13 protein-coding genes are annotated in these 18,935 nt (G+C 40.9%); 8 read left to right on the top strand and 5 right to left on the bottom strand.

Annotated features, from left to right (window positions below):
- Positions 1-85: 85 nt before the first annotated feature.
- Positions 86-1,630 carry a 2,3-bisphosphoglycerate-independent phosphoglycerate mutase gene (gpmM, locus tag D5018_RS15710; protein WP_121839949.1) on the bottom strand — a complete coding sequence of 515 codons (1,545 nt, stop codon included), beginning with the start codon at positions 1,628-1,630 and terminating at the stop codon, positions 86-88.
- Positions 1,631-1,864: 234 nt separating this feature from the next.
- Between gpmM and D5018_RS15705 the strand changes: the two genes are divergently transcribed.
- The 3 genes from D5018_RS15705 to gpsA all read left to right on the top strand — a co-directional run bounded on the left by D5018_RS15705 (position 1,865) and on the right by gpsA (position 4,021).
- Positions 1,865-2,299 carry a rhodanese-like domain-containing protein gene (locus D5018_RS15705; protein ID WP_121839948.1) on the top strand — a complete coding sequence of 145 codons (435 nt, stop codon included), beginning with the start codon at positions 1,865-1,867 and terminating at the stop codon, positions 2,297-2,299.
- A gap of 207 nt (positions 2,300-2,506) precedes the next feature.
- Positions 2,507-3,004, top strand: coding sequence for a protein-export chaperone SecB (secB, locus tag D5018_RS15700; RefSeq protein WP_121839947.1), 498 nt, complete (start codon positions 2,507-2,509; stop codon positions 3,002-3,004).
- 3 nt (positions 3,005-3,007) lie between these two features.
- Complete coding sequence (gene gpsA / locus D5018_RS15695; RefSeq protein WP_121839946.1) at positions 3,008-4,021, top strand: NAD(P)H-dependent glycerol-3-phosphate dehydrogenase; 1,014 nt, start codon at positions 3,008-3,010, stop codon at positions 4,019-4,021.
- 42 nt (positions 4,022-4,063) lie between these two features.
- Here gpsA and D5018_RS15690 read toward each other — a convergent pair whose 3' ends face one another.
- Positions 4,064-4,579 (bottom strand): death domain-containing protein, encoded by a 516-nt coding sequence (locus tag D5018_RS15690; RefSeq protein WP_121839945.1) that lies wholly within the window; start codon positions 4,577-4,579, stop codon positions 4,064-4,066.
- Between the two features lie 164 nt (positions 4,580-4,743).
- Between D5018_RS15690 and D5018_RS15685 the strand changes: the two genes are divergently transcribed.
- Positions 4,744-5,925 carry a BaiN/RdsA family NAD(P)/FAD-dependent oxidoreductase gene (locus D5018_RS15685; RefSeq protein ID WP_121839944.1) on the top strand — a complete coding sequence of 394 codons (1,182 nt, stop codon included), beginning with the start codon at positions 4,744-4,746 and terminating at the stop codon, positions 5,923-5,925.
- 47 nt (positions 5,926-5,972) lie between these two features.
- On the opposite strand, the gene D5018_RS15680 is transcribed toward D5018_RS15685, so the two are convergent.
- From D5018_RS15680 to D5018_RS15670, 3 genes are all read right to left on the bottom strand, one after another.
- Entirely contained in the window at positions 5,973-7,106 is a 1,134-nt protein-coding gene (locus tag D5018_RS15680) for a hypothetical protein (RefSeq protein WP_121839943.1), read from the bottom strand.
- 117 nt (positions 7,107-7,223) lie between these two features.
- The gene (locus D5018_RS15675) at positions 7,224-12,977 is read right to left on the bottom strand and encodes a CHAT domain-containing protein (protein WP_121839942.1); all 5,754 of its coding nucleotides are present in this window, start codon (positions 12,975-12,977) and stop codon (positions 7,224-7,226) included.
- A 150-nt stretch (positions 12,978-13,127) separates the two neighbouring features.
- Positions 13,128-14,528 (bottom strand): hypothetical protein, encoded by a 1,401-nt coding sequence (locus D5018_RS15670; protein WP_121839941.1) that lies wholly within the window; start codon positions 14,526-14,528, stop codon positions 13,128-13,130.
- Between the two features lie 420 nt (positions 14,529-14,948).
- Between D5018_RS15670 and D5018_RS15665 the strand changes: the two genes are divergently transcribed.
- The 4 genes from D5018_RS15665 (at position 14,949) to D5018_RS15650 (ending at position 18,724) form a co-directional block, all read left to right on the top strand.
- Positions 14,949-15,791 (top strand): hypothetical protein, encoded by an 843-nt coding sequence (locus D5018_RS15665; RefSeq protein WP_121839940.1) that lies wholly within the window; start codon positions 14,949-14,951, stop codon positions 15,789-15,791.
- 402 nt (positions 15,792-16,193) lie between these two features.
- Positions 16,194-18,104, top strand: a complete 1,911-nt coding sequence (locus tag D5018_RS15660; protein WP_207819327.1) for a methyl-accepting chemotaxis protein — start codon at positions 16,194-16,196, stop codon at positions 18,102-18,104.
- A gap of 31 nt (positions 18,105-18,135) precedes the next feature.
- Positions 18,136-18,339 carry an HNH endonuclease gene (locus tag D5018_RS22420; protein WP_207819329.1) on the top strand — a complete coding sequence of 68 codons (204 nt, stop codon included), beginning with the start codon at positions 18,136-18,138 and terminating at the stop codon, positions 18,337-18,339.
- A gap of 91 nt (positions 18,340-18,430) precedes the next feature.
- Positions 18,431-18,724, top strand: a complete 294-nt coding sequence (locus D5018_RS15650; protein WP_121839939.1) for a DUF6482 family protein — start codon at positions 18,431-18,433, stop codon at positions 18,722-18,724.
- Positions 18,725-18,935: the final 211 nt, after the last annotated feature.

Raw genomic sequence — 18,935 nt, 5'->3', positions numbered from 1 at the left:
GCACAGACGCTTCCTTTTAATAAACCAACTGAATTAGAAGAAAAAAATGCCGCTTAGTGCGGCATTTCATTGTATCGACCTAAGCCTATTGTGCAAGTGTGATCAATGGCTGCCCTGACATTTCTTCAGGAATCGCTTCTCCCATCAAAGATAGCATAGTTGGGGCTAAATCACTTAGACGACCGCCTTCATTGATTTTACCTTGACGACCAACATAAATCAGTGGCACTAATTCGCTCGTATGAGCCGTATGTGCTTGACCAGATTGCTCATCTACCATTTGCTCAGCATTACCATGATCAGCCGTGATCAAGGCTTCACCGCCCACTTTTTCTAAAGCTTCAACAACACGGCCAATGCAGGTGTCTACGGCTTCACACGCTTTTACGGCTGCATCAAAATTACCGGTATGACCTACCATGTCACCATTAGGATAGTTACATACAATCACATCGTATTTTTCAGACTCAATAGCACCGACTAATTTATCCGTTAGCTCAGTTGAACTCATTTCTGGTTGTAAATCGTAAGTTGCCACTTTAGGGGATTCGATTAAGATTCGGTCTTCACCTTCGAATGGTTGCTCTTTACCGCCATTGAAGAAAAATGTTACGTGAGCGTACTTTTCGGTTTCTGAGATACGAAGTTGAGTTTTGCCGCGATTTTGCAGTACTTCACCTAACGTGTTGACTAAGTCTGTTTTCGGGAAAGCAACTGGCGCTTTAATGTCAGCTGCGTATTCCGTTAGCATCACAAAGTTAAGATTTGGTGTGGCTTTGCGAGCAAAACCATCAAAATCAGCATTGACAAAACTGCGAGTGATTTGGCGAGCGCGATCGGCACGGAAGTTCATAAAAATAAGCGCATCGTTATCCGCCATTTGAGCCACATTGCCATCGGCATCAACAATGGCTGAAGCCGCAACAAACTCGTCGTTTTCATCACGTTGATAAGCGGCTTCTAGTGCAGCTGGCGCATTGTCGAATTGATGTTCAGCCTGACCTTGAGTTAATAAGTCATAGGCGGTTTCAACACGATCCCAACGGTTATCACGATCCATCGCATAGTAACGACCAACTATTGATGCGATTCGGCCGTGACCTAGGCGTTCAAATAAAGCATCGAAATGCACAAGGCTTTGTTTAGCGCTGCGAGGAGGAGTATCACGGCCATCAAGGAAAGCGTGAAGATAAACTTTCTTAGCACCGCGTTGTACTGCGAGTTTACAAGCCGCTTCAATATGCTCTTCATGGCTGTGGACACCACCAGGTGATAGCAAGCCCATAATATGAACCGAGCCGTTTGTGGCAATGGCTTTATCAATGGCGTTGCACATGGCAACGTTTTTATTAAAATCGCCATCGGCAATCGCTTTAGTGATGCGAGTTAATTCTTGATAAACAATACGACCAGAGCCTAAGTTTATATGGCCGACTTCAGAGTTACCCATTTGCCCATGAGGTAACCCAACATCATCACCAGAGCCTGAAATAAGGTTATTAGGGTAGTGTGCGTATAACTTATCTAATACTGGAGTGTTAGCATGATAAATGGCGTTCATGTGGGTATTTTCTCTGTTTCCCCAGCCATCTAAAATCAGCAGTGCCAATGGGCGCTTTGCAGTTGTCATTTTTGTACCTTAACTAAATTAAAAACAGGTTTATACCCATGACACCTACATAAGATGACAACAGGTAGCATGGGTATAAAGCCGAAAGTGCAGAAAAAGTACTCAAGAGTGTACTCGAACTGAGGCGCTAGAAAAAGTTAACATCTAAAAATGAGTGCGAATGATCGCAATTTGTGAATCGAAACAGTTATAATCTTTGGTTCGACGTTAAATTTAAGTCAGTGAAGAGAACACATGCAAGAATACATTCAGTTTTTTCAAGCGAATCCTATCCTTTCATTAGCCTGGGTGGGTCTGTTTATTGGTGTTATCGTCACCACGGTTAAAGCTTCAACGCTAAAATACAAAAACGTGACGCCTCAAGAACTTACTCAACTTATCAATCGTGAGAATGCCAAAGTGGTTGATGTGCGCTCAAAAGATGAGTTTAAAAAAGGTCACATTGTTAATGCGATGAACGTTCCATTAGCACAAATTAAAAATAATCAAGCCACAAACCTTGAAAAGCATAAAAGCAGCCCCATTATCCTAGTATGCAATGCTGGCATGACATCTTCGCAAGCGGCTCAGTTGTTGGTAGCACAAGGATTTGAAAACGTGCATAACCTCAAAGGTGGTATGGGCGAATGGACGACGGCAAACATGCCGGTTTCCAAAAGCAAACGATAATCGTGTCTAATAGAGTGTTTTATGGTCAATCTAAGGTTGACGCGCACGTTAAAGTGTCATAAAACTCTGACAAGCTGATCCAGCGGTCAACATGGTCCTTAACGATTTGTTAAGGTAGTACGACTGATTAGATCGAATTAATAATAAGACCCAGAAGGGGTAACAAAGCCCCTCCACAGTCGAGACAAATTACATAGGTAGGAAATTATGGCTGAAGCAGCAACTCAAGAACAACAAGCTCCACAATTCAACATTCAACGCGTTTACACTAAAGATCTTTCTTTCGAAACGCCTAATAGCCCAGCTATCTTCCAAAAAGAGTGGAACCCAGAAGTTAAGCTAGATCTTGATACTCGAAGCGAAAAATTGGCTGATGACGTATACGAAGTAATTCTTTCTCTAACCGTTACCGCAAAAATCGGTGAAGAGACAGCATTCCTTTGTGAAGTACAGCAAGCGGGTATCTTCACTATCGAAGGTCTAACTGAGCCACAACTTGCTCACTCACTAGGAGCATACTGCCCGAACATTCTTTTCCCATACGCTCGTGAAACCGTTGCTAGCCTAGTGGGTCGTGGTACTTTCCCACAGCTTAACCTTGCTCCAGTTAACTTTGACGCGCTATTTGCTCAGTACGTTCAACAACGTCAGCAAGAAGAAGGCGCTGAGCAAGTTGAAGAAAAAGCAGAAGAAGCTACTGCATAATTCATGAACACTGAAGCCGATATTACGGTATTAGGGGCGGGCTCTTATGGCACCGCCCTTGCCATTTCTTTAGCCCGTGGTGGTCATAAAACCCTGCTGTGGGGACACGATCCTGAGCACATCGCTAAGCTGCAACGCGATCGCAGTAACGAGCAATTTTTGTCAGGTATTCCATTTCCAGAAAGCCTCATTCCTGAAGCTGACTTGGCTACTGTATTAGCTGCCAGTCGTAATGTATTGGTGGTTGTGCCAAGTCATGTATTTGGTTTAGTGCTGAAGCAAGCCAAGCCCTTATTGCGAGATGATGCTCGTGTAGTTTGGGCCACCAAAGGTTTAGAACCTGAAACAGGTCGACTGCTGCAAGATGTTGCGCGTGATATTTTAGGTGATGACATATCACTGGCGGTGGTTTCAGGTCCTACTTTCGCTAAAGAACTGGCGGCTGGCATGCCTACGGCGATTTCTGTTGCAGGTACTTGTGAGCAATTCAGTAATGAATTGGTTGAGCTATTACATTGTCCATCACGACTGCGTGTGTATGCCAACCCAGACTTTATTGGTCTGCAATTAGGTGGCGCAGTGAAAAACGTGATTGCCATTGGCGCAGGTATGTCGGATGGTATCGGCTTTGGTGCCAACGCTCGTACTGCTCTAATCACTCGTGGCTTAGTGGAGCTGACTCGTTTGGGTGAAGCCCTTGGTGCGCAAGCGGCCACTTTTATGGGGATGGCAGGTTTAGGGGATTTGGTACTGACCTGTACCGATAACCAGTCTCGTAACCGTCGCTTTGGCTTGGCGTTAGGTCAAGGTAAAGACTTTGAAACGGCACAAACTGAAATTGGTCAGGTGGTTGAAGGCTACCGCAACACCAAAGAAGTGTTTACTCTGGCTAAGCGTTTGGGCGTTGAAATGCCGATAACCGAACAAATATATCAAGTTTTGTATCAAGGTAAAGCGGCTAAGGAAGCAGCTAAAGACTTGTTAGGACGAGATCGAAAAGCCGAAGTCGTCAAATAATCATAGCTTGCACAATAAACAGGCCGATTTCATCGGCTAGTTTTATACAAGTGTACAGCGTTTACAGCTAAACCATGGTCTAGAGTCATCTTCTACTTCTGTTTGTAACTGTCTTTTTTGTTCCTGAATTTTATCTAATATAAAGCGTTTGTTATAGCTACCATCTTCATAGAACGCACCTTTTAATACTGAGGTGCATGTAAAATCATAGTAAGTGCTATCTCTATTGTGCTGTATAACAAGCTTATTTGCGGCTTTATTCAGACCAATACATCGCAATGCTTGAATAAGTTGTTTCAAATCAAAGCCTTGATTGGAAGACCACTCACTTAGAATATCAATTAAATTATACTGCCCAGCATGTTTATGATCCATTTGACAATTTACACTTGTATCTACACCAAGTTGCCGCCCCAAAGCGTCCCAATTATTACTGTACTCGTTTAGCTCAAGTACTAATTTTAAGACATCAAATCGAAATGAGTATTGTTCTGTCAGAGTTTTATTTCTATACCAGTCAGTCTCTGGTGACATTGTTGTGGTTGTACGAGAAACCATTATATCCTCATAAAAAAATCAGACTTTAATAAACGTTATCATTTTAGGATCAGGCGATTAAGTTAAATTCCCTTAATCTAATATTTTCTGTTGCCATAAAAATCTAGGGAGTAGAGAAAATTAAGGCTACAATCCTCTGCTTTGATTTTTAGGTATGGATTGTTATGCAACGTTTTGATGTGATCATTATTGGCGCAGGCGCCGCAGGTTTAATGTGCGCAGCCACTGCAGGCTATCGAGGTCGTAATGTCTTAGTGCTGGATCACGCCAAACAAGCAGGGAAAAAGATCCTCATTAGTGGTGGTGGTCGTTGTAATTTTACCAATCGCAACGTTGAGCCTAATAACTACGTTTGCGGCAACCCTCATTTTGTTAAATCCGCACTGGCACGATACTCATCTCAGGATTTCATTGAGCTGGTGGAACGCCATGGTGTCGACTACCACGAGCGAGATCACGGTCAGCTATTTTGTAATGACTCTGCTAAAGACATCGTCAACATTTTGATGACCGAATGCGATTGGGCAGGCGCCAAAGTACAGCTGCGTACTGAGATTTTATCGGTCATCAAAAAAGAAGCTGGCTTTGAACTTTCGACCAGTGATGGTGATTTCAGCTGTGAAAGTTTAGTTATCGCTACGGGTGGCCTATCAATGCCCAAATTGGGGGCAACACCTTTTGGTTATAAAATTGCGGAGAAGTTTGGGTTAAATGTATTACCAACCAGTGCAGGTTTAGTGCCTTTCACTTGGCATAGCGATGACAAACAAATGTTTGAACCCTTATCAGGCATTGCAGTACCGAGCACTATCACCGCCAAAAATGGCATGCAGTTTAGTGAAGCTTTGCTGTTTACCCATAGAGGCATTTCTGGACCCGCAGTACTGCAAATTTCCAGTTATTGGCAGCCGGGTGAAACCATCGAAATCAATTTATTGCCGAATATGGACGCCGAACAAGCACTGTTTCAGCAACGAGAAAAGCACCCCAAGCAAAGTCTGCGAAATACCTTAAGTCAATGGTTACCTAAACGCTTAGTGGAAACCTTATTTAATGAAGCATTACTGGATAAAGCACTAAACCAGCTTATTCATGCTGAGGTAGATCAATTGGTGAAAGACTTGCACCAGTGGCAATTGTTAATGAACGGTACCGAGGGCTATCGTACAGCGGAAGTGACACTTGGCGGGGTTGATACCAATGAGTTGTCATCTAAAACCATGGAAAGCAAAAACGTAGCAGGGCTTTATTTCATTGGCGAAGTGATGGACGTTAGTGGTTGGCTCGGAGGGTTCAACTTTGCTTGGTCGTGGGCGTCTGGTGTGGCCTGTGGGAGGGATTGTTGATTTGTTCCTTCACTACAGGGCTTTGTCATGGCAAATTGTGTCGACCACTATTGTTTTTTTGCGTACATACTTGTTCTTCTGAGCTGCTGGTTTACAGATCTAGGATTGGGGTGAGCCGTTGAAAGTCTAACGGGGAGGCTTTTCTTATTTGGCATTTTTGAGCTTTGTCTTGCGACTTTATTCACTTGATGACGCAAGACAAAACTTCGATTTTCTTTATAGCTTGTCTCGATGACTACACCTGCTGTTTCTGGTCTGTGAGGAGAAACTGTAGAGGAGTGTGATTCGTCTACTGAGCTCATTTGCTCCATTTGTGTTCCAACATTAACGGTGTCCATAGTCTGAGTCGCCTTCTCACTATAGGAAGGAAGTTCGGTCTCACTCCCAACAGAGCAGTCCTTTGTAGACAGGGTTTGGGTTGTACTTTCACGATATTGAGGTAAGATGTGGTCCCCAACACCTTTCTCCTCCATTGGTGTTGTTTCGATACTTATATCGCTAAAATTCAACTCGGCAGGGTCTTCGCCCACTCCCTGATCACATGTTTTCTTCTGATCCGTTACCGTTGCTATGTCGCGTTTAACGAGTTCTGCTAGGTTATCACCCACGCCTTTCTCTTTAACAAGCACGGACTGGGGAGACGTTGTTCTTGTCCGATTTTTCTGTTTTCTAATTGATTGTTTACCCGCTGAAACAGTAAACATCGAATAGACGGGCTGACAATACGATGTTTCCCATTCTTTTATTGGCGGAAGCTTAAGATCTGATCCCGAATGACATCGCCTGTGGGAAGAGCTTGCTTTCCCATCTGTAAAAAAGGCAAGAGGGCTATTTAACAGAATTTCGGTGTCGTTAACCATATATAATTTGGTTTCATTAACCGTGGTGCTTACTACCTCAATCAATTGCAAAGAGTGTTGTTCAGCTTCTGTGTTAAACACTTTCAAACTCGTTGTGCGTAGTCGCTTATCTTTGCTATTGAGTACCGTGAGATATTTCTCAATTAACGAATCTTTTTGACTTTGTAATATTGGTTCCTCATCTAATATTTTAATCAACAATTCTAACGTAGCATGCTGTCTTGAAAGTTCTTGCATTGAATAGGGCTGTTTCTTAGAGACATTTATATTTGATTCGGCTTTACTTGGTGGAGTAAGATGGGGGAAACGAGGTATACTCATAGATATTAATTAGCCATCAATAGTTATAGCAATGGCACACTATACCGTAAATACCTTAACATGAGCTGAAATAACGGTGTGTTTTCGCTGAAGATTGTTTAGGTTCAGTAACAACAACTATGATCTACATTCGCGTCGGCGTTTTCTGCAATAAAATGAAATAAACGTTTCATTTTTATCTTTTACAGTACAAGCACCTGTAGCGATTAACTCTCGGTAGAATGTCGATTGATAGAATAATGGCGCGATCCGCCAGAGTCTATTCGATGGTGAGCTTTGCTGAAAAATATTGGTACTGGGGTACGCTTCTAAAAATCCGATCCTCGTTAACTCATTAAATACTAATAGGGCTGTTTTATGTGAGTTATGCGGCCCGTATACATCTGCGACAGCATCGCGTATTACAATAAGAATATTGGTTTCAATTTCAGGTGTATTAAATTGAAATTGAAATAGGTTTTTTATTCGATGAAACATGCCATCGAGCGTAAGCGGCTCTTTGGTATTTGAGCCAGAGAGGGGAAATAGGACTGGCTCTTTGCTGTGTTCACAGTCTAAGGCAAAGGCACAGCAAAGTAATCCCATGTAATCCGGCTCGCATTGAAAATCGGACTGCTGAAGTTGTTTTTCTTGTGCTTTATTTTCCTTTTTATCTTCTTCTGCTGTCTGGGGAATATCTTCAAACTGGTCAATAATATACTTAATTACTCTCTCACGTTGCTCTGTATTTTTAGGTGTAAAAAAATGTATTTGTTGCGCAATATATCGAATTAAATATCGATTGCCTTCTAGGCTATCAATGAGCGCTTTAAACGATGACATTATTTCGTCGTCTATTTCGAATTTGAGTAAGTTATCAATGAGTTGCTGCGATGTGGTCAATTGCTCTTTTTCTTCTAAATAGTGTTCATATCTCAGCTCTGTTTCTTCTTCTGCCGCTTGTTCAATATCCACCATATGTTCATTTATGTGATTGAGTAGCGTTACCAATTGCAGTGTATCTTTTGGAGCGTTTATTGTGATCAGGTGTGCAATATATTGAGTGAGCACAATATTCCCATGTAGCCTATCCACTAATTCATTAAATGATATATACAGCTGTTCATTATTTTCAGGTGTGAGAACATGGCCAATGGCTTGCAGTAATAACGATGTGGCTTGAATGATATCGATAGGGTGTTCGTTAACACCTGTAACTGTGCATGGTGTCATTGTTTGCCTAAGTTCTTGCATATCATCGGGTTTACATTCAGAGATGACAAATACATCAATTCTGGATAAGTCTTTTACCATTAACGCTAATTCGTCAGGTGTTATACGCCTATTTGCATGTTCGAACACAGTTGCATCAATGATAAGCAGCTTTCTTTTTTCAAGGCCGAAATTGTCAAGCATGCTTTGTCGTTCATGTTGCAGCCAATCATTGACATCAAACTGTGGTGGTAGAGCAACCCAAGAAATGCCGCCTTGGTAATGGTCGCGATATTCCTCAATCATTTGCAAGCATGTGTAGTGATGCGCCTTAGTATTGGTGCCTGTTAGCCAAATTACCGTTGGTTTTTCAAAAGGTGTTTCTTCATTAAGACTTAATAGTGAAAACAGCTGCGTTATCTTCGATGATGCGGAGATTTCGGTAAACGTTCGTTGTTCGATCAATAAAGAGCAACTTTGATGAAATTGATTGGGTAACCTTCTTTGTACGGCTTCAAACCTGATGTTACTGCCCATATATTGTGAAGAAGCCCAACAGACTAAAGCGCCATACTTAGGAATGAGTTGTAATAAGTTGTTGGCTTTTTGCATGCTTTCTAAAGCAGGAACACCTTGAGTTAAAAATGAATAAAACAGATTAAGAAGAACGTACTGACTTTCATCCGGCGCTTTGAACTTGAAGCAAATTACCGCCCTTGCACCCGCAATTAAAAATGCATTGGCGCATGATGTTAATTCGCCTCCTAGCGGAGTTCCCTTTGCACTATCGCAACTCGACAGTATCACTAGAGGTTTTGCCAATAGTTTAGTTACTGCGATGTCAGTGTGAGTCAGTAAAAGGTTGTTCACCGACTCCCCTTTAAAAACGTGTCTGAGAACCGTAGGAAGGAACTGATTTTTGGGTGCGCCAAGTACAAGAAAACCGCCTCCTGCACTTCCGTGGGTAGCAAAATGAATGATTTTACTGTTAGGAAGCTGTTTCAACACATTGTCTTTTGTGGCTTGTTCGCTAACAAATGCTTGAGTGCGAGTTCTTGTTGCTGCACATTGCGCCTCTGTTTCTGCATAAGGTAAGGGGCCTAAATCCCACTCTTCTTTGTTGTACATGAAAGGCGGTGTAGATGGGTTCCCCACCAATAATGCAGGCTCGAAGGACGTTTGCTGAACTTCTTGCTGGTAAAGCTCATGTACCATCACCGATGGCATGAGTTGTAATGGCTTATTGTTAAACAGTCTAGATCCATGCAAATTTTCGACGTTTTTAGGTAACAGCTCAAAAGGAAAATGACTCATGTATGAATCAAGCACTAGAGTGATAGCTGAATGGGTTTGTTGAGTGGCTTCATTGATCTGCTTCAATATCGGTGTTAGGCCGTTGACGATAACTTCTAATACCGCTTTGTCGATGCAACTAATCATATGATCTTGCTTTTTTGCCTTGTCGTCGCTAATCCCTTGTAATCGGCTGTTGAGGCTAGGGCCGTATTCTTGGTATCTGGCATAGCCAAGTTCATCAGAGGTGTATAGATGTAAGCCACTGACATCCTCACCTAAGCGATACCTTAAATAATGGTCAAGTGTCGTAAAGCTTCCAAAGATAGCCGCTTTTGCACTGGGGCCTACGTAAATTGTTGACCCCTGCTTGACTAACGCGTCATCTTGTTTCCAAATTCCCAAAGTACACAAATGCGTTCCAGTGAACGTCATCGCGATTATGGGGTTGGTGAGGTTTGCGTATAGCGACCTTTCTATGGGATCAAAAAACTGCTGATGCCACGAGCCTGCATCAAGTTTTTTCTCTTTACTTTTTTCTTCGACCGCTTTGGGTTCTGTATCTGTCTTGGGCTCTTCTGACATAAACGTGAATTTTTTTAAACTGTTAGGGGCGAATCGAGAGAGTATCCACAATGAAGATGTCAGGTTGTAAGAGAGCGTAAACACACTCAATGCCGTGTGGACTTTATCGGTTAACATGAGGGAATCTGTTAATCTGTATAATGCTCTTGCATGATTTTCTAAGTACTTAACGGCCGCATTTCGATTGGCGTGATCCACATAGTTTCTTAACATAGGGGTGAGTTTTTGCCAAACATTCTGCCATACCTTATGGAATTGAATAATTGCTGTGTCTAGCTGTTTGATCTGTGATTCTGAAAGCGCAAGACGTTCACCTTGGTAATTTATCATTGTGACGTCGAAGCAGGCACAGCCTAAGTTGTGATGCGCAACTTCGGCGATAGTGGAATCTCTCGTTAGCTTGAGTACTTCTCTATAGTGTTTTTGTGCCTCTGCAGGTTGCTTACGTAACATATGGATATTACCGATATTGCCGTGGGCTCGAGCGGTTCCTGCTTTATCATGACCAAATTCCGCTTGGCTTAAGGCATCGTTATAACATTGCATTGCTTCATCAAACTCGCCTAAAGCTTGATAATAGGTGCCTAGGTTGTTGCAAGCTCTACCAATGGCTTCAGGGGTAGGCTCGTGCTCTAGGGTTAATTCCAATGCCTGTTTTAGATACTCTCCGGCTTGCTTATTTTGATTTAATGACAGAAGAGTATTCCCCAGATTGCCAGAGGCCCACGCTCTATGAGCATTTCCTGTCGCACAGTGCGCGAGTGTTTTTTTATAGAACTCGACGGCCTCTTGATGTTGACCATGTGCATGCAATAAATTGCCTAAATTGAGCAGTGATGCAACTACCGATGACGCATCACCTGAAGGAATTTGTTTAATGGCGTGAAAGACATCAGAGCATTGTTCGATATCTTCAGGGTGATGGACGCTACCAAGTCGATTCATGACAACGTCGGGATGTACTTTACTTGGTTGATACGCGACAACTGAGGTATCAAGGCAAGCACGTTGACTCCCAGCCACAAGTTTATGCTCTTCACTGTCTTCAAATATGACGGCTGGATGATGAACATCGCTCAGTTGATGAATGTTTTCGGCATCATCAACTTGCAGATGCCTCTCTTCTTGTTGAGCAACTTGTATGGATTTCAAATAGCTTTGCTGAGAGGCTTCCACTTGTCCTAATGCTTTTAGTTGAGTGGCGATTTTGTGATAAACTATACTGGCTGAAATCGCATTCCATCTCAAAAAATAGGTTTGAGGATCTGAGCTTTCATACCGAGCCTCGTAAACTGGAGGACTAGAAAAAAAGTCTCGCAACATGCTCTGATAACAAAAAAGGGCATCTTGGTGTCTACGCTGTTGTGTATAGCATTCTGCAATAAGCACCCAAATAGCCAATCGAAGTTCAGGCGTAATCTCTTTTCGGGTTAGCAAGGTGTTGAGGTCGTTAATGACAGTGCTATTTACAGCAACGGTTGAATGCAGTCGTGAGCTTGAACCATGTTGAATGGTTATAGCAGCATCACTCGCTGGTTCTGCTTTCTGATAATCTAATAAGGTGGCTTCACATTCCCTTTGTTCACTGCAATCAATAGGTTTATGGGCCAATAGTTGAAAACAAAACGCTTGTAAATATAAATAGTAAGCACAATCTTCTGTTGCTATCAGTTTCTCAAGTTGCCTGATTGCCGCAGTGTAATATTCATTAGCAATCATTTTATGTACGTCAGTCAGTAAGCTGGCGGTTTCTTGATTGTGTTGAACAAGAGCGATTGCATCTGGTTTAGCTGTGGAGGTGAATTCTGTAGGTGACGTTGTGTTTGTTTCGCTATCGGAATGAGGTTCAGTCTCTATTGCCTCTTCTGAGACTTTTTGTAGAGCAGGTACAGGTTGATGTACTTTTGTTGTTTCCCCTTTACTTAAATCAGGGGGCATTTTTAATTGTGTTATTTCAGTGTCATAGCATGATAATTCAGCGACTTCATTTTCGGCTTCTTTTTTAGAAGAGACAATATGAGAAATCGTATCGATAGCGTCTTTGTTTGGTACGTATTCTTCAGCCATATCAGTACCTATGCCACTGGTATCTTCAATTCGAGACGTGTAAAGCCGAGGCTTTGATTTTTCGCCTAGGTTGGTCGCGGCTAACTTTTGAGGTGATTTAGTGTCGGTTAATGGCTTTTTCTTTAGATGAATTAAAGAAATGAAGTTAAAGGCTGGTATGGAGCGAGTTACTAGAAATGACGTTAGTTTTCCTGAGTACACGAAAGGCGTATGTATCCCAATAAACTCATCACTTGCGAGATAGGCAATGTTTCTTGCAAATGTTGGAAATACAGACATGGCTGGTGGAGTGGGTTCATCGGATAATGGTTTCCGTTCGCATCGCTCAAAATCAAGTGGAGGATATTGAGGTGGCTGCTGGAAAAGTCCTGTTCCATGCTGATTAAACCTTGTTTGTTGCCATATAAATCTTTTGGCAATGCAAGGGTTTGTTTGGGCAAAGTGCATCAGGTCTTCTGAAATCGATTTATCGGTAAATGCCTCATCATAGGTGGTGAGATCAGGCGATGCTTCAGTGTGTTGTTGATGTTTTAATGGGGGCAGCCCTAGTCGTTGAGTTTGGTCATGGAACTGGACTAAGGCTATGGTTAGCTTACGGTTTTGGGTAAGTTTTCTGATAAAAAAGCACGCAAGACAGACATCACCACTTTGTGAGTCACTGTGGGATCTTGATTGTTGGTGTAACTCTTGGCAATGAATTAACCATGAGTAGATCTGATGTAATTCAACATGCACAACATATTATTGCCTGTATCTAATAGATACAATAGGTTATCAGCTGTTTAAATAGAATTAGAGTTAAAGATAATTTAGATTGCAATAAATTAAACGCCGTTTATGAGAACTAAACGGCGTTTGAAATGGTTGGAAACTGGGTGTTAATTGTTACTGCGATACACGTACTGAGAATTTAGAACCGTCTTTACATTCAGCTGCTCTATCAGAACCGTCAACACCTTGGATAAGATAAACGGTATTGCCTGGTTTGAAGTCAGCGTGTTCATCACTTGCACCTTCATGGATACGTAAAGTTAGCTTATTGTCATTGTTCGCATCAAAATCACCAATTTTTACTGCTGAATCATCTAAATTACAGCTCATGAAATCTTTGCGATTTACTGCAAATAACTCACCCGGTTTTTGAGCTTGAATCACATACTCATCACCAAGAGCAACTGGTTTTGAGTTCACATCAATAACGGCGTTTTTGTCGGAAACCTTAATATCTGCTGTGTGCTCACTGGTATCAACAAGTTTAAGCGTAAACTTACCTTTGCCAGTACGGCAAAGATCGCTGGTTACATTACGAAGTTGGCCTTTGTCATAATCACCGTAAACAAAGTGATAGTTATTGTTAGGGTGAGACTGAGTGAATTTATGACTTTCTAAAGCGTAATCACCTACAATTCGTACCTTTGGACCAATTGGCAATACTGGCCCTTGGTTAATTGAAACGGTGTCGTTTTTGTCGCCTTTTTCACCATATTTGCTGTAGTCAGCAAATTGGCACTTCTCGTAAAGCTCAGGGGTGACTTGGAAAATTGAACCATTTCTTTCTGGAACGCTGGATACAACTTGTACTTCTGCGCCTTTTTGAATGGTTAATAGGTTTCTGTGGCCGGAATTCACTAATTCCTGACTGATGATGTTGAGCTTCACAGGGCGCAGACTAATATTATCTAACAATGCACCTGGTTCACGTAAAGTGTGGACGCCTACCTGCCAAGTTTCCATACCAAAGTATGGGTTTGATTTTTTAGGTTTAAAGGTAAACTGACCAGTTTTCCAGCGTTTATTTCCATGGTCATGTGCTAAATAGGCATGAATATTTGGGTTTTGGCCTTTGTTTTCAGTCGTAATATAAAAATCGTTGAATATACCAATTCTAAAGTTATCATCGCGCTTTGCCATACTATGTAAGGCGTAATCAAATTGAACGGCATACGTTTGATTGGGATCAAGTCCGCTAAGTTGTTGTCTAACTTGTGCCCCTCTAGATTTACCGAAGTGTTGAGCACCTTTTGCACCTGCAAGTCCTAATTCGATCACCCCATTACGATGTATCGCTGTCCAACCACTTGAAATGATCCTCCAAGCACCAAAATGGCTTCGGTTATCTACATTCACGTAATTGCGATAATCTTCACCTACAGATAATTTAGGTGTTTCAAAATCACCATCCTTAATAAAATTTTTATTACCTAGTGCTAATGGTTCAGCAGAAACCAAACTAGAAGATAAAGAAAGCGCTGTAAAAACTAAAGATAATTTAAATTTGTTATTCATAATTAGCACCTAATAATCATTCTTTAATTACCCTTTTTTTATAAAGGTACGAAATTAAGCGCACCCTAACTTATTTTGTTTGTTTATTAAAGTTAAAATTTGGCGATGTAATTTTGACGAGTGTCATAAATACTTCTGTGTTTGGGTAACTTATTGTTTTTGCAGGCTATGTTATTTTTGTTGAAATTAGAGTAAAATGCCTTGTCAGACCAATATTATATTTTTATGCTGGGTTTTATTTGATGCTTTATATTATGAGTTGATGTTTTAGCTGTTATTTTAATAGTAATTACTCTATTTTAAATTTTCAAGAATAAAAGTATTTGCTCTGGTACGATCAGAATATTTAAAATAGACATTAAATATTAAAAGCTATACCTTTCACCAAAATTAAAATGCATTATTGGAGTGGTTTTCAAAATGAAAAAACTTACAAAAATATTTACAGTTGTTGCTCTACTTTCTGCGAGTCAAGCAACAATGGCTGGTTCTTCTAAGGCCTTCAAAGAACAAGAGATTGGTAAGGCGGTTAATTGCAATGTTGAAAAAGACTGTCAGCCACTCGAACAAATAATGTTTAAAATTAGGTTTATTCCTCAAACAGGGTTCAATATATCAAAAACAAGCCTAGAGATGACATTTTCGGGAAAACACGCAGAGTTTGGCGCTTATACTCTAAAGTTTGGTGAGCAGTCGCCTTATCTTCCAAAAAAAGATCAAGTTTGGTTTCCTCAAGAAAATATAATGTTTTATAAATTTCCTATTGTTGCTGAATTCTCAAATGGTAACTATGAATTTAACGATAGTGACTATAGAGCTAACTTGGGTTCAAAATTTTTTCAAGCAGATTCTATTAGAAAATCTTTTATGAACAAAATTTTTGAAAACCCAATTATTATCAGGGAACTAAGAGGGCTTGACATTCGAGCAAGTAAGACACAAAAAGAAACTTCTCTTGTTTTTGATATTAGGCAAGTACCAAGTAAGTTTAACTCGGCTAAACTAAGCTGGGAGGGGTATTTGCAGCAAAGATATAATAATCAAGCAGGTTTTACGTTTGATGTTCATAAACTAATCATTACGAAAAGCATGAAATTTGGTATGGCATATCGTTTTGATCCAAATGTACCTTTCAATCATAACTATACTGACACTATATACGGTCATAAAAGAGACAGTGAAGGTGTTAGGTATTTTGCTGAGTTTCTTCAAAAAAGTACTGATTTTGGTGATTTTTTGAGCTTTATGCACTCTAAGATTTAACCTTTTCTTTGGTTCATAAAAAAGCAATCCTCGCGGGTTGCTTTTTAATTTCGTAATTCAACTTCCTGACTTCCACTTGTTGCTCTTTCTAAACCCATTTAATCCTAAAATTAAAGTAACTTTTTAAGTTTTCAGTTAATTTTTTCAAATAGTGTGATTACTCTAAAAAAATAAAATAATGATTAAAGTAAAATGAATATAGTGCCGATGCACTATATGAAAGATGCGATTATTTGTCCGAGATGAAGCGGTTATGGTTATTTTAATATAATAATACAAATTGAGGTTCAAAACAAATATTCATATTATAATATTTTTTGTTTTGTATTTTTATTATTTAAAGCAAGTTATTTATCTGGATAAAGCGCAGTTATACTTTTAGAAAAATAAAAGGGTGTCGTTGTGATAAAAGTTTTGGGATTTAAGCGTGCGCTGATACTGTCCATGATAATGCTTATTTTAGGGTCATTGTTAGTATCGAATTGGTTGTCGTATCGAGAAATTCGACAGACTACTATAGATAACGTCAATCAAACTTCTAGGCTCATACTTAGACGAGAAGCGTCTAAAATACACACTTGGTTTCAATCTAAAGCCGATGTCGTTCGAGGCCTAGTCGAAGGCTATCAAAAGGGCGAATATCGTCAGGATTTTGTGGCGATTGCCCGCACGGTTAAAGATACCAGCAATGTTTCAGGTGTTTTTTTAGGATTTGATGATGGTAATACCTATTCGACTGCGGTTGGTGATGCTTGGAATAATGGTGTTGCCGATACCAGTAAATATAATGTGTTAACCCGCCCTTGGTTCTTGCAAGCTAAAAAAGTGGCTGGCACCGATGTCACAGAAGTTTACCCTGATGCGACTACTGGCCACGATGTGGTGTCTATTATCCAACAAATGGGAGATGGTGTAGCGCTGATCGATATAGAGTTGAGTATCTTAGCCAAGACCGTTGCCGCAATTGACTTTCCTGGTGCTGTTACTGTGATCACTGATGATAAAGGTGTAGTCATGGCATCAAACTCCAGCGTTGTCACCAAAGGTCGTAAATTCAGTGAGTTTGGCATGGCGGATATCGAAGCGACCATGTTGAGTAACGCTGAAACAATGCAAACTTATACTCTTAAAGGCGTTGATAAGCTGGCATTTACCCAAGCTATTCCATTGGTGAACAACAAACAGTGGTACTTATTCATTGGTGTGGATAAATCAGTCGCTTATGCTTCTTTAAATGACGTGTTAACCCAAGCTATTGTTTCATCTATCATCATGATAGCGGTTGGGGTTGGATTAATTATCATTACCCTAAATGTGCTCTATCGTCCTATTTTGCAGTTGAGATCGACCATTATGGACTTATCACAAGGTAATGGTGACTTAACTCGTCGACTCAATATTGATACTAAAGACGATTTAGGCGACATGGCGAATGGTATCAATCGTTTTATTGCCCAGCTACAGCAAATGATGTTGGAAGTGCAGCATGCATCGACCACAATCAATACCAGTGTAGATCGTTTACGAGTGGAGGTTGATGCTAACCGTCAAATCTTGTCTGCTCATACTCAAGAAACGGAACAAATTGTCGCTGCGGTTGAAGAAATGAGTGCGACATCCAGCGATGTGGCTCGCAACGCTACCGAGACCGCTTTGTTTACTCAAAATACCAATGGGCAAGCGCTAGACTCAAAACAGCAGGTTAATGATGCGACCCATACCGTAGCAAGACTGGTATCGGAAGTTGAAACAACGGCAGATAATATTGGTGAAATTGATAAAGACACAGTAGAAATTACCAATGTTCTTAAAGTGATTGGTGATATTGCTGAACAAACTAACTTATTGGCCTTGAACGCTGCAATTGAAGCGGCTAGGGCGGGAGAGCAAGGCAGAGGTTTTGCGGTTGTTGCTGATGAAGTTAGAGCGCTCGCAGCACGTACCCAAAGCAGTACAGCAGAAATTGAACAAACGATTAATAAGTTACGCCAAGCTTCAAATTCAACTATTGATGCGATGCAAGCGACCAAGAATACTTGTGAGCAAACTGCATCTGAAACCGATAAAGTCGCGGTTGATTTGGACGAAATCGTTAATTCAGTGAATCAAATTAATGATCTGAATACTCAGATCGCCACGGCGGCTGAAGAGCAAAGTTCTGTAGCTGATGAAATCAGTCGCAATATGGCAGCCATTTGCGAAATGGCCAATGAGCTATCGATGAATGGTGAGACAAACGCACAACAAACCGAAAATCTAGCTGAAGCAAATCAAGAATTAGTTGGAGTCGTCAGTAAGTTTAAGCTAGCGTAAAAAGCATGGCCTTGGGTGAGAGTAAAGTCTTATTTTACTCAAGGCCATATTTAGCTGCCGTGATTGTGGTGTTACTTATGAGTCAGGTGCACCACTTCATGTCGGCCATATTAAGCCTCGCTCTAGATACCCTGAACTCGCCCTTGAGCTAAGCAATCTGCAAATTTTGTGTAGTGAATGTAACATCGGAAAATCTAATCGTTCTGAAACCAGTAATTTCTCATTGTCTAACTGAACCATATCTCTCCTAGTTACGTAATCCTTATTGTGAGTGCTGAAAATTGTAAAATTTGAAGCCATAGGCAATGGATTGCGGAGGTACAGTTATGACTGCACAAATCGATGAACATGAGTATAGGATTTTAGGAACCTTGCCCACCATAATTGCGACAGCGGATTTATCTCACTACCTTGTTGGTGGTAGAGACAAGCAGGGAAAATTTAAAAATATCTTTTCTGAAGATAAAAGTCAGCCGCTACGCTTGGCATCGCTAGACCAAGCAAAAAAGATGTTTGCGGATGTTGGTGTCAAACAAGTTATGTTTGAGTCTCACACACCCTACGATGAAATGGTGGGGCTAGAGGATCATGGAACCGATGCCTATTGGCTCAAGATCTGAGAGTTCATTATGCAAAATAGTATTGCACAAAAAGATTGTTTAAAGCTGTTCAATGCAGTGGTCACACAAGGTAATAAGCTCGATATTTAGTAACTATTCAGCCTACTGAACAAAAATATCTGGCAAATGCCCACTGAACAACAAGTTCAGCGCTGTTGAAGCTGTTATATTTTGCTTTCTGCAACTCGAAACGTAACTGCGTATGGCACAG

This window comes from Parashewanella curva, from assembly GCF_003675895.1.
Classification (GTDB): Bacteria; Pseudomonadota; Gammaproteobacteria; order Enterobacterales; family Shewanellaceae; genus Parashewanella; species Parashewanella curva.
The sequence above is the reverse complement of the archived record's forward strand: the minus strand, read 5'-3'. Positions and strand labels throughout refer to the sequence as shown.